This window comes from Mesorhizobium sp. L48C026A00, from assembly GCF_000502375.1.
Classification (GTDB): Bacteria; Pseudomonadota; Alphaproteobacteria; order Rhizobiales; family Rhizobiaceae; genus Mesorhizobium; species Mesorhizobium muleiense.
The window spans coordinates 14,078-31,490 of the sequence record NZ_AYWU01000002.1 but is presented as its reverse complement, the minus strand read 5'-3'; the positions used below and the strand labels follow the sequence as shown (position 1 = coordinate 31,490).

The following is a 17,413-nucleotide window of genomic DNA, read 5'->3' as shown; positions in this document are numbered from 1 at the left end:
CCGCCTGCTTATCGTCGACAGCCCTCGATTATGACAGGGACACATGGGCTATACCCTGAACTTCAACCTGATCTGGCGGCATTTCGACAAGCTTTGGGGCGGGCTGCTGCTTAGCCTCGAGCTGGCCGTGATCTCCATCGCGATCGGCATCCTCATCGGACTGCTTCTGGCGGTCTGGTACGTGTCGGCCGGGCGTGCGGTGCGGACCGTCATCGCCGCCTATGTCGAGTTCATCCGCAACGTGCCGCTGATCCTGCTCGTCTATCTCGTCTTCTACGGCCTGCCGACGGTGGTCGACATCGCCTACAGCGCGCAGACCTCGTTCATTGCCACGCTGTCGCTCTATAGCGGCGCTTATCTGGTCGAGGTGTTCCGCTCGGGGCTCGAAGCGGTTCCGCGCGGACAGCTCGACGCCGGCAAGGCGATCGGCCTGACGCCATGGCAAAGGCTGGTCCATGTGCGCCTGCCGACGATGCTGCGCATAACGCTGCCCGCGCTTTCCAACACGTTCCTGTCGCTGTTCAAGGACACGTCGGTTGCGTCGGTCATTTCGGTGCCCGAACTCACCTACGGCGCCCAGTGGATCAACTTCAACACCTTCCGCATCGTCGAGGTCTACCTTGTGGTGACGGCGATGTATCTCTTGACGGGCTACGCGCTTCTTTTTGCACTTCGGCTTGTCGAGCGCCGGTTCAGGGCGGCGCACTAGGATGCTTGGCCAGATCGCCTATGCCTTGCCCTTCCTGGCTCAGGGTTTTGCCGTGACGCTATGGGTGTCGCTGCTGGTCGTGGTGTTGTCGCTCGTCGCCGGCGTGATGATGGGCGTCGGCCTTGTCTATGGCCCGGCTCCGCTGCGCTGGGCAGTGCGCATTTTCAGCGACACCATTCGCGGCATTCCGGTCCTGGTGCTCATCTTCTTCGTCTATTACGGCCTGCCTGCCGTCGGCCTCCATCTGGAATCCTTCTGGGCAGCCGTGCTGGCGCTCACCCTGTTCAAGACGGCGCAGGTCATCGAGTATCTGCGCGGCGCGGTCGGTTCCATACCGAAGGGGCAGTCCGAAGCGGCGATGGCGATCGGGCTGACCTTTCGCCAGCGACTGGCCTATGTCATCTTCCCGCAAGCGTTCAGGCGTTTCCTGCCGCCATGGATCAATGGCGTCACCGACGCGGTGAAGGGCAGCGCGCTGGTCTCGCTGCTCGGCATCACCGACCTGATGCACGCCATCAACCAGGTCATCGGCCGCACCTACGAAGCGATGCCGCTCTACATCCTAGGTACGGTCATCTACTTCGCCGTCAATTACGCGCTCTCCCTGGCCAGCCGACGGTTGGAGCGGCGTTTCTCCTTCATCCGGGAATAGCAAGATGCCCATCGCCACGCCCGCCAATCCGGCGCTTCTCGATGTCTCCGAGGTTTCCAAGTCCTTTGGATCCGTCGCGGTCCTGCGCTCCGTCAGCCTGCAGGTGACGCGCGGGGAGGTGGTGACTGTCATCGGGCCTTCCGGCAGCGGCAAGACCACGCTGCTGCGCTGCGTCAACTTCCTGGAGAGCTACGACAGCGGCTCCATCCGCATCGACGGCAAGGAGGTCGGCTTCCGCGACACGGGAACACGCCAGCGCCGCAGCGAGCGCGACCTGGCGAAGATGCGGGCCGAAACCGGGATGGTGTTCCAGAGTTTCAATCTGTTTCCGCATCTGACGGCGGCCGGTAACATCATGCTTGGCCTGCGCAAGGTGCGCGGCAAGAGCAGTACCGAGGCCCGCGCCATTGCCGAGCACTGGCTCGGCCGGGTCGGCCTTGCCCACAAGGCCGACAGCCTGCCGGCCGAGCTTTCCGGCGGGCAGCAGCAGCGTGTCGGCATCGCCCGCGCGGTGGCGATGGAGCCAAAAATCCTGCTTCTCGACGAGATAACCTCCGCGCTCGACCCGGAACTCGTCGGCGAGGTGCTCGAGGTCGTGCGCAGCCTGGCCGAGGACGGCATGACGATGGTGATGGTCACGCACGAGATGGCCTTTGCCCGCGATGCCTCGAGCCGCATCATCTTCATGGCAGATGGCGGCGTCAGCGCCGCAGGCCCGCCCGCCGAGATTCTGGGCGCGGAGATCGACAATGAGCGTCTCCGCAGTTTCCTGGCGCGGTTTCGTGCCTCGCATTTCTGACATCGGACGGCGAAAGCTGTCGCAAGGAGCCTTTTCATGACGCCTTACATCCGGCTCGCCGAATTGGGCCTGACGCTGCCCGAGCCGCCGACGCCGATCGCCAACTTCGTCACGCACGCCGAAAGCGGACGGCTGATCTTCCTCTCCGGCCAAGGGCCATTGCGCGCCGACGGCACGCTTTGCACCGGCAAGGTCGGCGAGGATGTCACGGTTGAAGAGGCCTATAAGCATGCCCGTCTTACCGGTCTGAACCTGCTCGCCGTCATGCACGCTGCGGCAGGCGACCTCAGCCGCATCGTGCGCGTCGTCAAGCTGCTTGGCTTCGTCAACGCGATCCCGACCTTCAGCGACCATCCGAAGGTGGTGAATGGCTGTTCCGATCTTTTCGCCGCTGTCTTTGATAGTATCGGCGGGCACGCCCGTTCGGCGATCGGTGTCGGCTCCCTGCCCGGCAACATCACCGTGGAAATCGAGGCGGTCGTCGAGATCGCCGCCTAAAGTCTACCAATGGGACCTCCAGAGATGAAAACCTATTCCGCAAACGGCTCCAACACGACAATCCGCGAACGGCTCGGCCTTCGCCCGATCATCAATGTCTCTGGCACGATGACGGCGCTCGGCGCCTCGATCATCGTCCCGGAAGCGATCGCCGCTATGTCGGAAATCGCCTCGCAGTGGGTGGAGATGGACGATCTGCAGCGCGCTGCAAGCACGGTTGTCGCGCGCCTCACCGGCGGTGAGGCCGGCTTCATCACGGCGTGCTGCGCCAGCGGCATCACCATGGCCATTGCCGGCACGATGACCGGCACCAACCTTCTGGCGATCGAGCGGCTGCCGGACGACACCGAAGGCCTCAAGTCCGAGGTCATCGTCCAACTCGGCCACATCGTCAATTACGGCGCGCCGATCGACCAGTCGATCCGGCTCGCCGGGGCAAGGACCGTACCGGCCGGTACGGTCAGCGTGACTCAGGATTATCATGTGCGCGAGGCGATCCGCGACCGCACCGCAGCAGGCCTCTATGTCGTTGCCCATCACACGGTGCAATACGGCATGCTCTCGCTCGAGGAGTTCTGCGAGATCTGCCACGCCAAAGGCGTCCCGGTGATCGTCGACGCCGCCTCCGAATACGATTTGCGCGGCTTTCTCGCGCGCGGCGCCGACATCGTCGTCTATAGCGGACACAAATTCCTCTCGGGACCGACAAGCGGCATCGTCACCGGGCGCAAGGATCTGGTGCGCGCCGCCTATCTGCAGGTCCGTGGCGTTGCGCGGGCGATGAAGGTCGGCAAGGAAAGCATCGCCGGCACCATGGCCGCACTGGAGGCTTGGGAGCGGCGCGATCATGCTGGCATCCGCAAGCGGGAAGAAGCGGCGCTCGATCTGTGGAAGGACGCATTGCAGGGCCTGCCGGGCATCGCCGCGCATGTCATTCCCGATCCGACCGGTAATCCGCTCGACCGCCTGCAGGTGTTTGTTACGGCTGAGAGCAGGTTCACCGCCGCCGGCCTTGCGTCGGCGCTGGCGGCCGGTTCGCCTCCCATTATAGTGCGCAACCACGAAGTCGAGCGCGGGCATTTCTTCCTCGATCCATGCAATCTTCATCCCGGCGAGGCGGAAATCGTCGCCGAACGCCTGCGGGCCGTGTTGAGCGCGGCCGAGCGTCCGGCGGATGCGATGAAGGCAGCCCGCAAGGATAGCGCCGGCGCCTTGCGCTGGCCGGATTAGGTAATGATGGCGCCTCGCGCCAGAACGCTTGCGCAGAGGCAGCGCATCCTTGCCGTCGAACCCGAATTCCGCTAAGGCGCGCCTTTGCCGCCGGGAGCACAAGCTTGGACGATCACCGCGCCGACGTCGCCATCATCATGGGCAGCCAGTCCGACTGGGCGACGATGCGCCACTCCGCCGAAACGCTGGAGGCGCTGGGCATCCCGCACAAGCGGCTGATCGTCTCGGCTCATCGCACCCCCGACCGGCTCTATGACTTCGCCAAGGGCGCCAAGGCGGCCGGCTTTCGGGTGATCATCGCCGGCGCCGGCGGCGCGGCACACCTGCCCGGCATGACGGCGGCGATGACGCCGCTCCCGGTTTTTGGCGTGCCGGTGGAATCGAAGGCGCTTTCCGGACAGGACTCGCTGCTCTCCATCGTGCAGATGCCGGCCGGCATTCCGGTCGGCACGCTGGCCATCGGCAAGGCGGGCGCCACCAATGCCGCCCTTCTGGCTGCGGCCGTGCTGGCGCTGACCGACGAAAAGCTCGCCGCCCGGCTCGATGCCTGGCGCGCCGCCCAGACCGCCAAGGTCGCCGCCGAGCCCACGGACACGCCATGAGCCTGGCCGCCGGATCGACCATCGGCATCATCGGTGGCGGCCAGCTCGGCCGCATGCTGGCGATGGCCGCGGCGCGCCTCGGCTACCGCACGGTCGTGCTGGAGCCGCAGCCGGATTGTCCGGCGGCACAGGTCGCCAACCGCCAGATCACTGCCGCTTATGACGACACGGCCGCGCTCGCCGAACTGGCTGCAGTCAGCGCCGTCGTCACCTACGAGTTCGAGAACGTTCCAGTCATGGCCGCCAGCGCGCTTGCCGTCACGGTGCCCGTCTACCCGCCGGCGCGCGCGCTGGAAGTAGCGCAGGACCGGGTGGCGGAGAAGAAATTCCTCAACGGCATCGGCATTCCCACCGCTGATTTCTGCCCCGTCGACAATGACGACGAATTGACGGCGGCGCTGAAAAAGTTCGACGGCAGCGGCATATTGAAGACGCGACGCATGGGCTATGACGGCAAGGGCCAGCGCGTGTTCCGCAATATGGAAACAGGGGGCTTTGCCGGCACCTGCGAGGCAATGGGCAACGTGCCGCTGGTCCTCGAATCCTTCGTCGCCTTCGAACGCGAGATTTCGGTGATCGCGGCGCGCGGCATGGACGGTTCGCTCGCCGCCTACGATCCGGCAGAAAACATCCACCGCAGCGGCATCCTGCACAGCTCGACCCTGCCGGCCAGGATAGGGTCCGAAACCGCCGCTGCAGCGCAGGCGGCGGCAGCAGAAATACTCGCCGCGCTCGACTATGTCGGCGTCATCGGCATCGAGTTCTTTGTCCTTGCCGACGGCGCGCTGCTGGCCAATGAGATCGCGCCGCGTGTTCACAATTCCGGCCACTGGACGGAAGCCGCCTGCCTCGTCTCGCAGTTCGAGCAGCACATTCGCGCCGTCGCCGGCCTGCCGTTGGGAAACCCCGGCCGCCATTTTGACTGCGTCATGGAAAACCTGATCGGCGACGATATCCTGCGCGTCCCGGCCCTGCTCGTGGAGCCCGATCTGATGCTGCATCTCTATGGCAAGGCCGAGGCACGTCCCGGCCGCAAGATGGGCCATTTTACGCGAATGAGCCGCCACCGTTGAGGCTATTGGACGGCGCCGCTCCAATGCCGTCGATAGGGCAGAAACTCAAACTCCGCCACATGCTTGGTTGACACGGGCAAGGCTCCTCGTTTATGAGCCACGCACAAGTTGAGAGGCGCGCTTTCCGAGCGCGCCTTAATAATTCGGCCCAAGCGGGCCCAGACCGACGGGCAAGACCATGAAGATCAAGAATTCGCTCAAGGCGCTCAAGGCGCGTCACCGCGACAACCAGCTGGTTCGCCGCAAGGGCCGCGTGTACATCATCAACAAGACCGCTCCGCGCTACAAGGCGCGCCAGGGCTGAGCCTTTTCGCGTTGGGGGCGCCTGCCTCCGCGCCTGCATGATGTACCGCATCGATCCAAAAATCGGAATCGATTTTCGGAAAGCACGATGCCAGGAATTCAAAATGCTGGAACGGCCTTTACGCGTCCAAAAGGACGCGTGGCGCTCTAATACCGGCCTGCCGGCCCTTTCACGCTAAATTCAGTTTGACGATCCGCTGTCCGGGGTTAGATTCCGGTCATGCGGATTCATTTTGCATTCTTCGCGGCGCTTTTTCTTTTCGGTGTCGCCCCGCTTCCGGCTCAAGCGGAAGACCCGGTCACCCCTCCGGTTGCCACGACCAGGGAGGAAAGGCTCGACCAGCTGTTTGTCGACCTGAAGCGCGAGCTCAATGAAAAAGCCGCCGAGCGCATCGCGGCGCGCATCTCGCACGAGTGGTCGCAATCCGGCAGCGCCTCGATCGACCTGATGATGCAATGGTCGCAAAAGGCGGCCGAAGACAAGAAGTTCGACGTGGCGCTCGACTTCCTCGACCAGGTGGTGACGTTGCAACCGGCCTATGCCGAAGGCTGGAACCGGCGCGCCACCGTGCATTTCATGATGAATAACTTTGGGAAATCGATGGCGGACATCGACCGCACGCTGCAGCTCGAGCCGCGCCATTTCGGCGCGCTGTCCGGCCTGGCGCAGATCATGGCGGTAACCGGCCACAAGCAGTCGGCGCTGGAAGCCTGGCAGCGCGTGCTCAGCATCTATCCGATGATGCGCAGCGCCCAGGATCAGGTCGGCACGCTTTCGGAAGAACTTGCCGGCGAAGGGATCTGAATTCCCAGTTGGCGGACAATTCCACTTAAGTGAAAGTCTTTTTAGCTAGACTGTGAACTAATTTCGCTCCGGTCCGTACCTCTCTCCATGAACCCGATCTACCCCGCGCTCGCCTTCCTCCTGGCGCTTGTGTTCACCCTTGCAGGTGTCACCCGCGCCGGTTCATGGCTGATCGAGCGCCGCAATCCGCCGAGCGGCGACTTCGCGGATATAAACGGTGCCCGCATCCACTACGTTCACGTTCCGGCGCGGGAAAACGCCGAACTGCCGCCGATTGTCTTTATCCACGGCGCCAGTGCCAATCTCAGGGATCAGATGCTGCCGTTGAGGCCCTTGCTGGAAGGCCGTGCCGAGATGCTGTTCTTCGACCGCCCGGGTGCAGGCTGGTCGGCGCGCGGCCCCGGCAACAACGAGACCCCATCGGCGCAGGCCAGCACCATCGCAGCGCTGATGGACCATCTCGGCATCAGGAAAGCCATCATCGCCGGCCATTCCTTCGGCGGCTCGGTGACCACCGCCTTCGGCCGCGAGCATCCCGACAAGACGCTCGGCCTGGTGTTCATGGCGCCTGCCACCCATCCCTGGCCGGGCGGCGCGACCGCCTGGTACTACAATTTGACGACCATTCCGATCGTCGGCCGGCTTTTTTCCGAAACGCTGACCTATCCGTCGGGAACGCTGCAGATGAATGCCGCCACCGCCTGCGTCTTTGCCCCCAACAAGGTGCCGGACTTCTATGTCGCCGAGGTCGCGATCCCGCTGGTGCTTCGGCCGAACGCCTTTCGTGCCAACGCCACCGATGTCGCCGGGCTTTATCGCTACACGCTCGATGCCGCACCGCACTACCGCGATATCAAGGCGCCGACTGTGGTCATCTCGGGCGACCGCGACAAGGTGGTCTATGCAACGATCCATTCGGTCGGCCTCGTCCGCGATATCGCCGGGGCCGAACTGGTCTGGGTCCGCAATCTCGGCCACAAGCCAGACTGGATAGCACCCGATCTCGTTGTCGGCGCGATCGAAAAGGTCGCCGGCAGGGACGTGGACCTCCAGGCAATGGCGAAGGCCGTGGAAATCAGGATTGCCGGCGACACCTACGGTGCCGGCAAATGCGCCGACATCAAAGCCCCGGAAGCCGAACTCGCGCCAATTTAGAGCAACCGAAATCACTCGAAGCGACGGCCAAGCCTAGCGGCGGGCCTGCACGTCCGATCCGACATAGGCGATGCGCAGCATGTTGGTGGAGCCGGGCGTTCTCAACGGCACGCCGGCGGTGATGATGACCCGGTCGCCGGGCTTGCCGAACCCCTCGTCCAAAGCGATGCGGCAGGCGCGGTCGACCATGTCGTCTAGGTCGATGGCGTCGGGCGAGACGACGCAATGCGTGCCCCACAAAAGCGATAGCCGCCGCGCCGTGTTGACGATCGGCGACAGGGCGACGATCGGCACCTGTGGCCGCTCGCGCGCGGCGCGCAGGCCGGTCGTGCCGGACGCCGTATAGCTGATGATCGCCGACAGTTTCAGCGTCTCGGCGATTTCGCGGGCGGCAAGCGAAATGGCGTCGGCGCCGGTCGCTTCCGGCTCCGAGCGCTGCGCATTGATGATGCCGGCATAGGTCGGGTCGGTTTCGACCTTGCTGGCGATGCGGTTCATCATCGCCACCGCCTCGACCGGGTAGGCGCCGGCCGCGGATTCGGCCGAGAGCATGATGGCGTCGGCGCCTTCGAACACGGCGATCGAGACGTCCGACACCTCGGCGCGGGTCGGCACCGGCGCGGTGATCATCGATTCCAGCATCTGCGTGGCGATCACCACCGGCTTGCCGGCGCGGCGCGCGGCGCGGGTGATCTGCTTCTGGATGCCGGGCACGGCTTCGAGCGGCATTTCGACGCCGAGATCGCCGCGGGCAACCATCAGTGCGTCCGAAAGTTCGATGATCTCGGCCAGCCTGGCGACGGCTTGCGGCTTTTCGATCTTGGCCATGATCAGCGCCCGGCCGCGCGCGATCTTGCGCGCTTCCGCCAAATCCTCCGGCCGCTGCACGAACGACAGCGCCACCCAGTCGACGCCGGTGGCCAGCACAGCATCGAGATCGCTGCGGTCCTTTTCGGTCAGCGCGCCGACCGGCAGGTCGGTGTCGGGCAGGCTGACGCCCTTCTTGTCGGAGATACTGGTGCCGGCGACGACGGTGCAGACGATCGCCTGTCCGTCGCTCTCCACCGCCTTCAGCTCGAGCTTGCCGTCGTCGATCAAAAGACGGTGACCGGCCTCGACCGATCTCAGGATTTCCGGATGGGGCAGATAGACCCTGGTCGAGTTGCCGGGCTCGGGATTGTCGTCGAGCGTGAAGGTCTGGCCGAGTGTCAGCGTCTCCTTGCCGTTGGCAAACTTGCCGACCCGAAGCTTGGGTCCCTGCAGGTCGGCGAGAATGCCGATCGGCCGGCCGACCGCTTTCTCGACGGTGCGGATGCGACCGACAAGTGTGCGCATCAATTCATGATCGGTGTGGCTCATATTGATGCGAAACACGTCGGCGCCGGCTTCGAAAAGCTTCTTCAGCATGTCCTCGGAGGAGGAGGCCGGACCGATGGTGGCGAGTATCTTGACCTTGCGGCTGCGTCTCATTGACTGTTTGTTCCCGGAGCGGCTGGAACGCCCCCCGTTGCGGGGTCATCGGTCAGCTGGACCATCCAGCTTGCCTGCTCGCCCGTGTCATATTCCTGGAATCCGGCGCGCTGGAAGCCCCGGGCGACGCAATCGCTAACGCCGGCGATCTTGAACTCTTTTTCGGCCACGCACATGTTGATCGGACCATCCCAGCGCCCGCCGCGCTCGGCGTCTTCTGCATAAAGATAGTAAAATCTTGATGACAGCGGGCCCTCGATCAGCGTCTTGCAGCTCGAACCCTCGATGTGCCACCAGCCTTCGGTGATCCAGCCGGCCTTGGCGCGATAGCCGATGCCGACGCCGACCAGGTTCTGCGTGGCGTTGCAGACACGGAAATCGGCGCGCGCCGGCGAGGCAGCCACCATCGCGGCGAGGCCAACGGCGAAGGTCAGGAACGGCATGGCGAAGGCATAGCGCACACGCGGCCTGCCGGCGGAACCCATCCTGAAACCTCTCAAGAACCACATTTGCATCTCTCAACGCCCCTTTTCGGAAAAGTCCGGGCGCATGTCAACGCGCCCTTCCGCTCAATTCCAATCGATTTAGAAAGGCTTCGGCGCACGGTCAGTCGCCTTCTGCCAGATTTCCGCAGAAACCGTGGCCAAACGACGGCATTGCGTAATCGTCCCCTTCGTGGAATGAGGATACCATCCTCCCCCGAAGCCAGCGAACAGACCATTTCCCGCCGATGACCCGATCCACAGTTTTCGCGCCTTTCGACGTCGTCGAAGGCGATCGCAAGCGAGGCATCGTGCTCCTGGCCGATCACGCCCGTCGCGACCTGCCGGAAGAGTATGGCAGCCTCGGCCTGCCGGCGGCGGAATTCGACCGCCATATCGCTTACGACATCGGTGTCGAGACGGTGACGCGCGAACTGGCCGCTTTGCTCGGCGTGCCGGCGGTACTCGCCAATTTTTCGCGGCTTCTGATCGATCCCAATCGCGGCGAAGACGATCCGACATTGATCCGCCAACTCTATGACGGCACCGTCATTTCGGGGAATTATCCACTTACCTTGAAAGAACGTGAAAGGCGGCTCGACCGCTTCTATCGACCGTATCACGATGCGGTCGGAGCCATGATCGCCTCGGTGGCGCAGGCTTGCGCAAACGCCCCCTTTATCCTTTCGGTGCATTCCTTCACCCCGTTCATGCAGGGATTCGTGCGCCCTTGGCATGTTGGCATCTTGTGGGATCGCGACGACCGGGTGGCGCGACCGCTGATCGACATGCTCGCCGAGGACAAAAGCCTTGTCGTCGGCGACAATGAGCCCTACGACGGCGCGCTGCGCGGCGACACCATGTTCAGACATGCCATCGTCAACGGCTTTGCCCATGCGCTGATCGAAATCCGTCAGGACCTGATCGCCGATCGGCAGGATGCGGTCGCCTGGGCCGAACGGCTGGCGCCGATCGTTGACGCGATCAATCGCCGTCCCGATATACATTGGGTCAAACGATTCGGCTCGCGCACCGGGCCGCTCTAAGGAGGCCCAAGGAGGCCCAGAACACATGACCGAACTCAGCGACGAGCAGAAACGCGATTTCGAAGCCGCCGCCTTCCGCCGACTGGTCGCGCATCTGCGCGAACGCACGGACGTACAGAACATCGACCTGATGAACCTCGCCGGCTTCTGCCGCAATTGCCTCTCCAACTGGTATCGCGATGCCGCGGAGGCCGAGGGTGTCGATCTCAGCAAGGACCAGTCGCGCGAGATCATCTACGGCATGCCCTATGCCGAATGGCAGGCGCTCAACCAGACCGACGCCTCCAATGCCAAGAAGGCCGAGTTCGAGGCAAGACGCCCCAGGGATCACTGAGACCACGATCCCGAAAGTGGAAACCGGTTTTCGGATAAGATCGTGGTCGAACAAAGCCCGACCAGATCGGCTTCATCAACCTGGGTGCAAGCGAGCCGTTTGGCCCAAGCACTTTTCAAGAACGAGCGCTTGACTGAGGATTGAATCGATCTAATTTGCGGCGCGAAACTATTTTTCGCATCGGATTCTACACGATGGACACGCTAAACCGCATGCAGGCTGCCATTCGTGGACGATGGGCGGTGGCTGCCATCTTCCTGGCCAATGGCTTTCTGACCGGCGCCTGGGCGCCGCAGATCCCGGTGGTGCTGACCCGGCTGGATATCAGCAAGTTCACGCTTGGCCTGCTGATCCTGCTGTTCGGCGCCGGCGCGGTCACAGCGATGACCTGGTGCGGCCACCTGATCTCCAGGCATGGGTCGCGCACCGTGCTGCGCTGGTTCGGTCTCATCGGCAGCTCCGGCCTGCTGGTTGTGGCGCTGGCTCCCAACGTGCCGCTGGCGGCCATCGCCATGTTCATCTTTGGCGGTTCGATCGGCGGCATGGATGTCGCCATGAACGCCAATGCGGTGACGGTGGAACGGCGCTTGTCCCGGGCCATCATGTCGTCCTCGCACGGCTTCTGGAGTCTAGGCGGTTTCGCCGGCGGCGCTCTCGGTGGCCTCGCCATACAGAATTACGGTCATCTCGCCCATGCGGCGGTGGTGACGGCGCTCGCTTTTGCCGTGATTGCAGTGGCAGTCCGCTACCTGATCGCCGAGGACAAGCCAGTCCAAGCATCCTCGGGGGTAATCGGGCATCGCAAGTTCGCGCTGCCTGGAAATCCGCTGGTCTATCTGGTCGGGCTGATGGCGCTGATGACGATGATCTCCGAGGGTGCGGTGCTCGACTGGGCAGCGCTTTACCTGCAACAGGAACTCGGCACCGACCTCGCCGTAGCTGGTTTGGCCTACGCCGCTTTTTCCGGCGTCATGGCAGTCATGCGCTTCGTTGGCGACGGCGTCCGCAACCGTTTCGGCGCCGTGACGACGCTGCGCGTTTCGGCGCTTGTCGCCGCTGCCGGCATGCTGGTGGCGGGTCTGGCGCCCTCGCCCTGGCTCGCCATCTCAGCTTTTGCCTTTTGCGGCTTCGGCATCGCCAATATGGTGCCGATTCTGTTTTCGGCCGGCGGCAACCAGGAAGGCATGTCGTCCGGCACCGGCATGAGCGTCGTCACCACAATGGGCTATTCCGGCATTCTGGTGGCGCCGTCGGCAATCGGCTTCATCGCCGAGCATTCAAGCTTCGGTCCGATCTTTGTCGCTTTGTCGGGACTGCTGGTCGTCGTATTCTTGATGGCCGGGCTCGCTCACCGCGCCGAATTCGCGCCTGACGCGGCCCCGGCCGAATAGCGCTTCAACGCCTCGTAGAGGAAATCCGCAGCACGGCGAATGCGCACGCTGGTGCGCACGTTGCGATGCATGGCGAGCAAATCAAACGCTACAGCGCTGCGAGTCCTGGAGGACGAGCAGCGCTGCAGGTTCCGCGCGCACCAATCTCCGGGTTAAATCCTGCCCATCAGCAGCAAAATCAGCAGCACGACCAGGATGACCCCGACGATGCCGGAGGGGCCATAACCCCAGGAACGCGAATGAGGCCATGCCGGTATCGCGCCGATCAGGATGAGGATCAGAATGATGACGAGAATGGTGCTGAGCGTCATGAGAAACTCCCCGCTTTGAGGCATTCCATGACAGGACAATGCAAAAGGCCGCTGGGTTGTTCCCGGCGGCCTTTTCTACCCTGGGGCTGAAATGTGAAGCGAGCGACCTATTCGGCGGCCCTCGGGAAGTCGATCGCCGGCTCGTTGAGCAAGCCGGGCCTGGCGGAGGCCTCCATAGTCGCATCGGCTGGCGTTCCGCGCCGGAACAGCCGACGGAAGAATGCATAGAAGCGGCTGTTCTTGCTGCGCGTGAACACCATCAGCATCGACGGCGTCACCACCAGCGTCAGCAAGGTGGCGAAGGACAGGCCAAAGACGATTGCCGACGACAGAGAAATCCACCATTGCGTCGACGGCGCGTTGATCGTCGTCTCGTGATGGAAGATTTCAAGACCGAGGCCGAAGGCGATCGGCAGCACGCCGAGGATCGCCGACACCGCCGTCAGCACGACCGGGCGGGCACGTTCGCGGCAGGTCTGCAAAACCGCGTCCATCTTGTCCCAGCCTTCTTCGCGCAGCCGGTCATAGGTGTCGATCAGCACGATGTTGTTGTTCACCACCACGCCGGCCAGCGCGATGACGCCGATGCCCGACATGACGATGCCGAACGCCTCTCCGGTCAACAGCAATCCCAGGAACACGCCGACCGTCGCCATGACCACGCAGGACAGCACCAGCCAAACGCTGGTGAACTTGTTGAACTGCATCAGCAGCACCAGGAAGATCAGGAAGATCGCGGCGCCGAAGGCTTTGCTGAGGAAAGCGCTGGCCTCGGCGCTGTCCTCGTTCGAGCCGGCAAGCTTCCAGCGTATGCCGCTGCCGAGATCCATCTCGGCGACCGCCTGGGTGACCTGCTGCTGGACGGAAGCGACCTGCTCGCCGGCGGCGACATTGGCCTGGACGACCACGGTGCGCGCGCCGTCGATGCGGTTGAGGATGCCGACGGTCGGCTCGGGCTTGCGCGCGACGAAATTCGAGATCGGCACCGACCCTTGCGACGTCTGCACCCTGAGGTCGTCGAGCGTCGACAGCGTGCGCCGGTCCTCGGGCAGGCGCAGCCTGATGTCGACGGCGTCGTCAGCACCGGCCGGCCGGTATTCGCTGAGCTTCAGCCCGTTCGTCACCAGTTGCACCACCGTTCCGACCGAGGTCGGGCTGATGCCGTATTGTGCCGCCTTGGCGCGGTCGACGTCGAGCGCCCAGTCGACGCCCGGCGGCGGCAGGCCGTCGGAAATATCGATGACACCAGGGACCTTGGCAATGCGCGCGGCGACGGCGCGCGCCTTGTCGTCGAGGCCTTGCGGGTCGACGGCCGAAAGCCTGATCTGGATCGGCTTGCCGGTGGGCGGGCCGGCCTCGGGCACGCGAACCTCGACGTCGACACCGGGAATGCCGGCCATGACGCCGCGCAGTTCGTCCAGGATGGCGTTCGCCGATTTGCGCTCGCGCCAGTCGACGAACTCGTACTGGATGACGCCGACCACGTCTTCAGGAATGTCCTGGCCGCCGCCTTGCGTCTTGCCGACTCGGGTATAGACCGATTTCACCCCTGGCCAGCCGAGAAGCCGGTTTTCCGCGGTCGTCGTGGCGGCATCCATTTCGGCGAGCGAAAGATTGCCGCGGGCGTGCACATAAAGCAGGCCGTAGTCGGGCTCGACATTCGGGAAGAACTCGACGCCGGCGCCGTATTTCGAATAGGCAAAGCCAACACCGAACAAAAGCACGACGGTGAGCAGAATGACGGTGATGGGAAAGCGAACCGCCTGCTTGACCACCGCCATGTACCAGCCGTCGCGGTTGTCGTTCTCGTGATGCGGCGGCGCCTTGGCGAACAAGGCGCCCAGCGCCGGTGCAAAGACCAGTGCGTAAAGCATCGAGGCCGAGAGTGTGACGATCAGCGTGATCGGCATGTATTTCATGAAGTCGCCGATGATGCCCGGCCAGAACAGCAGCGGCGAGAAGGCGGCGATGCGCGTCATCGTCGCCGCGATGACCGGACCGGCCATGCGCTTGGCGGCAAGCGCGAAGGCCTCTGCCTTCGGCATGCCTTCGCTCATCCGCCGCTCGGCGAATTCGGTGACGATGATGGCGTCGTCGACGAGCATGCCGACCGCCAGGATGAGGCTGAACAGCACGATCATGTTGATCGTGTAGCCCATCATCGCCAACAGCAGGATGCCGATCAGGAACGACGATGGAATGGCGAGGCCAATCAGCAGCGAGGCACGGCCAGACAGCGCGTAGAGAATGACGATGAACACCAGGATCACGGCGATCATGACGTGGTTCTGCAGATCGCCGAGCAACTGGTTGACGAAGACCGATTTGTCCTGCGTGTAGGTGACGTGCATGCCTTCCGGCATAGTCTTTATGAAGGCATCGGACACCGCCGTGACCTGGGCGATCGTGTCGATCAGGTTGGAGCCGATGCGCTTCTTCACCTCGATGGCGATCGCCGGCTTGCCGTCGAGACGGGTCACCGTCTCGGCGTCCTTGAAGGTGGAGCGGACGGTGGCGATATCCTTGGCCTGCACCACGGCATTGGGGCCGGCGACGATCGGCAGCGCCGCCACGTCCTGCGGCGTTTCAATCAGCGACGGCACCTTGACCGCGTATTTGCCCTCGGACCCTTCGATGTTGCCGGCGGCGACAAGACTGTTGGAATCGCCAACCGCTCCGATCAGCTGCTCGAGCTGCAGCCCGTAGGAAGACAGTTTCATCGGATCGATGACGACTTCGACGAGATCGTCGCGGGCGCCCTGCAGCGAGCCCTCCAGCACGCCAGGCACTTCCTCGATGCGGTCGCGCAACTCGCGCGCCGCCGTCGTCAGCACGCGCTCGGGCACCTCGCCCGACAGCGTCACGACAAGGACGGGGAACTCGGAGACGTTGACTTCGGAGACGACAGGCTCCTCGGCCGCCTGCGGAAGGTCGGCCTTGCCATCCTGAACCTTGCTGCGCGTGTCCTGCAACGCCGTCGCCAGATCCGTCTGCGGGTGGAATTCGACCAGCACATAACCGCCGCCCTGGAAGGCGGCCGAACGCATCTCCTTGAGACCTTTGAGGCTTTTCAGCTTGGCTTCCATCGGCCGCAGCAGGAGGCGTTCCGAATCCTCAGGCGAGATGCCCTGATAGATCAGGCTGACATACATCATCGGAATCGGAACGTCGGGTTCCGCTTCCTTCGGCGTCGACTGATAGGCGACCGCACCGGCAAGGATGAGGAACACCAGCACCGAAATGGTCAGCCTGGCATTGCTGATTGCGAGTTTGACGATATCCATGATTACTGCGTCCCGGCCGTCGCTTCGCCCAGCAGCTTCTGAATGGTCGCCTGGTCGGCCTCGACCGGCTTGACCACTTCGCCTTCCTTCACCAGTTCCTGGCCGGCGACGATGATGCGCGCATCGGCAGGGATGCCGCCGAGCACCAGGCCGGTTGGCGTATCGTCGACCAGATCGATCGGGAAGAACACGACTTTGTTATCCTTGTCGACGGCGCGGATGCCGAGATCGCCCTTGTCGCCGAGCGTGACCACGGAGCGCGGCAGCATGACTGCGTCGGTCGGCTGCGCGCTCAACGCGATCTCGGCGGTCATCCCGGCCGGAATGGTGCCCTCGGGGTTGGGGATTGCGATCTCGACCCGGAAGGTGCGGGTGGCGGACGAGGCGTCGCGGCTGATATAGCGCACGGTGCCCTCGACATTCTGGCCGCTGACCAACCGTACCTTCGCCTTGTCGCCGATCTTCAGATAGCCGAGATCACGCTCGCTGACCTCGCCGCGGGCTATCACCGGGTCGAGGCTCAGAATGGTTGCCACCTCGCCGCCCTGCATCACGGAACTGCCAAGCTCCACCGGCACCCGGTCGATGACGCCGTCAAACGGAGCCCTCACCTCATTGCGATCAAGCTGGGCTTGCATCGCTTCCAGCATCGACTGCGCTAAGGTCAGGGTGGAGCGAGCGTTGTCGAGCTGCAGCTTGGGCAGATTGCCGGTTTTCGCCAGCCGCGAGGCCGCATCGAGTTCGGCCTGACGCTGCGCGACAAGCTGCTTGGCGTTGCTGAGCGCCGAAAGCTTTTCCTCGGTGGCAAGCATCAGCACGAGGTCGCCCGTCTTGACGTGCTGTCCTTGCTTGACCGGCAGCTTGTCGATGATGCCGTCGACCCGGGTCGCCAGCACCGCGCGCTTGTCGGCTTCGGTCAGTCCGGAAATGCGGATGGCGCGCGCATAGGTACGCCTGGGCGGGGTTAAGATCGCGACGGTGCGCAACGGCGCCTTGGGCTGCTCTGCCTCAGCGGGCTTGGCCTTGCCGGCGTCAGGCGCCTTTGGCTGCTCGACCTCCCCCGCTTTGGGTTTGTCGGCGGCCGCGCTGCCGACGGACGAGAACTCGCCCGTCGCCATCCAGGCAGCGAATCCGACAAGCACAACAATGGCTGCAAGCTTGTGAAACCTGTACTTCGGCATCGTCATTTTTCCAGTGCGCGGGATTCGGCCAGGCCGCGTCTTGTAACTCGGGCGCGTCGCCGATATGGGTGCGCGCAAGGCCGTGTTC

General features: G+C 63.7%; 18 protein-coding genes. 13 read left to right on the top strand and 5 right to left on the bottom strand.

Going from position 1 to position 17,413, the window contains the following annotated elements; genetic code table 11:
• The first annotated feature begins 43 nt into the window (after positions 1–43).
• The 10 genes from X738_RS47215 to X738_RS47170 all read left to right on the top strand — a co-directional run bounded on the left by X738_RS47215 (position 44) and on the right by X738_RS47170 (position 7,826).
• On the top strand, positions 44–709 hold the full coding sequence (locus tag X738_RS47215; RefSeq protein WP_023797032.1) for an amino acid ABC transporter permease: 666 nt from the start codon (positions 44–46) through the stop codon (positions 707–709).
• A 1-nt stretch (position 710) separates the two neighbouring features.
• Complete coding sequence (locus X738_RS47210) at positions 711–1,361, top strand: amino acid ABC transporter permease (protein ID WP_023797031.1); 651 nt, start codon at positions 711–713, stop codon at positions 1,359–1,361.
• A gap of 4 nt (positions 1,362–1,365) precedes the next feature.
• The gene (locus X738_RS47205; protein ID WP_031254069.1) at positions 1,366–2,160 is read left to right on the top strand and encodes an amino acid ABC transporter ATP-binding protein; all 795 of its coding nucleotides are present in this window, start codon (positions 1,366–1,368) and stop codon (positions 2,158–2,160) included.
• 36 nt (positions 2,161–2,196) lie between these two features.
• Positions 2,197–2,658 carry a RidA family protein gene (locus X738_RS47200; protein ID WP_023797029.1) on the top strand — a complete coding sequence of 154 codons (462 nt, stop codon included), beginning with the start codon at positions 2,197–2,199 and terminating at the stop codon, positions 2,656–2,658.
• Positions 2,659–2,682: 24 nt separating this feature from the next.
• A complete protein-coding gene (locus tag X738_RS47195; protein WP_031254066.1) occupies positions 2,683–3,888 on the top strand; it encodes an aminotransferase class V-fold PLP-dependent enzyme in 1,206 nt (401 codons plus the stop codon).
• Between the two features lie 104 nt (positions 3,889–3,992).
• A complete protein-coding gene (gene purE, locus X738_RS47190; RefSeq protein ID WP_023797027.1) occupies positions 3,993–4,490 on the top strand; it encodes a 5-(carboxyamino)imidazole ribonucleotide mutase in 498 nt (165 codons plus the stop codon).
• The gene (locus tag X738_RS47185; RefSeq protein WP_023797026.1) at positions 4,487–5,563 is read left to right on the top strand and encodes a 5-(carboxyamino)imidazole ribonucleotide synthase; all 1,077 of its coding nucleotides are present in this window, start codon (positions 4,487–4,489) and stop codon (positions 5,561–5,563) included. Before purE ends, X738_RS47185 begins: the two co-directional genes overlap by 4 nt.
• Before the next feature lie 178 nt (positions 5,564–5,741).
• The gene (gene ykgO, locus X738_RS47180; RefSeq protein ID WP_006327841.1) at positions 5,742–5,867 is read left to right on the top strand and encodes a type B 50S ribosomal protein L36; all 126 of its coding nucleotides are present in this window, start codon (positions 5,742–5,744) and stop codon (positions 5,865–5,867) included.
• Positions 5,868–6,086: 219 nt separating this feature from the next.
• Complete coding sequence (locus X738_RS47175) at positions 6,087–6,671, top strand: tetratricopeptide repeat protein (protein WP_023797025.1); 585 nt, start codon at positions 6,087–6,089, stop codon at positions 6,669–6,671.
• An 87-nt stretch (positions 6,672–6,758) separates the two neighbouring features.
• Positions 6,759–7,826 carry an alpha/beta fold hydrolase gene (locus X738_RS47170; RefSeq protein WP_023797024.1) on the top strand — a complete coding sequence of 356 codons (1,068 nt, stop codon included), beginning with the start codon at positions 6,759–6,761 and terminating at the stop codon, positions 7,824–7,826.
• Between the two features lie 33 nt (positions 7,827–7,859).
• Here the strand turns inward: X738_RS47170 and pyk are convergent, their stop codons facing one another.
• Positions 7,860–9,296: a pyruvate kinase gene (gene pyk / locus X738_RS47165; protein WP_023797023.1), complete on the bottom strand. Its 1,437-nt coding sequence runs from the start codon at positions 9,294–9,296 to the stop codon at positions 7,860–7,862.
• On the bottom strand, positions 9,293–9,781 hold the full coding sequence (locus X738_RS47160) for a DUF1036 domain-containing protein (RefSeq protein WP_023797022.1): 489 nt from the start codon (positions 9,779–9,781) through the stop codon (positions 9,293–9,295). Before X738_RS47160 ends, pyk begins: the two co-directional genes overlap by 4 nt.
• Before the next feature lie 245 nt (positions 9,782–10,026).
• On the opposite strand from X738_RS47160, the gene X738_RS47155 reads away from it, so the two are divergent.
• The 3 genes from X738_RS47155 to X738_RS47145 all read left to right on the top strand — a co-directional run bounded on the left by X738_RS47155 (position 10,027) and on the right by X738_RS47145 (position 12,549).
• On the top strand, positions 10,027–10,824 hold the full coding sequence (locus X738_RS47155; protein ID WP_023797021.1) for an N-formylglutamate amidohydrolase: 798 nt from the start codon (positions 10,027–10,029) through the stop codon (positions 10,822–10,824).
• A 25-nt stretch (positions 10,825–10,849) separates the two neighbouring features.
• Positions 10,850–11,158 carry a DUF1244 domain-containing protein gene (locus tag X738_RS47150; RefSeq protein WP_023797020.1) on the top strand — a complete coding sequence of 103 codons (309 nt, stop codon included), beginning with the start codon at positions 10,850–10,852 and terminating at the stop codon, positions 11,156–11,158.
• Between the two features lie 194 nt (positions 11,159–11,352).
• Positions 11,353–12,549, top strand: coding sequence for an MFS transporter (locus X738_RS47145; protein WP_023797019.1), 1,197 nt, complete (start codon positions 11,353–11,355; stop codon positions 12,547–12,549).
• 152 nt (positions 12,550–12,701) lie between these two features.
• On the opposite strand, the gene X738_RS81975 is transcribed toward X738_RS47145, so the two are convergent.
• The 3 genes from X738_RS81975 to X738_RS47130 all read right to left on the bottom strand — a co-directional run bounded on the left by X738_RS81975 (position 12,702) and on the right by X738_RS47130 (position 17,325).
• Complete coding sequence (locus X738_RS81975) at positions 12,702–12,860, bottom strand: DUF3309 family protein (protein WP_023797018.1); 159 nt, start codon at positions 12,858–12,860, stop codon at positions 12,702–12,704.
• Positions 12,861–12,967: 107 nt separating this feature from the next.
• Entirely contained in the window at positions 12,968–16,144 is a 3,177-nt protein-coding gene (locus X738_RS47135) for an efflux RND transporter permease subunit (RefSeq protein ID WP_023797017.1), read from the bottom strand.
• A 2-nt stretch (positions 16,145–16,146) separates the two neighbouring features.
• The gene (locus tag X738_RS47130; RefSeq protein ID WP_023797016.1) at positions 16,147–17,325 is read right to left on the bottom strand and encodes an efflux RND transporter periplasmic adaptor subunit; all 1,179 of its coding nucleotides are present in this window, start codon (positions 17,323–17,325) and stop codon (positions 16,147–16,149) included.
• Positions 17,326–17,413 lie beyond the last annotated feature (88 nt).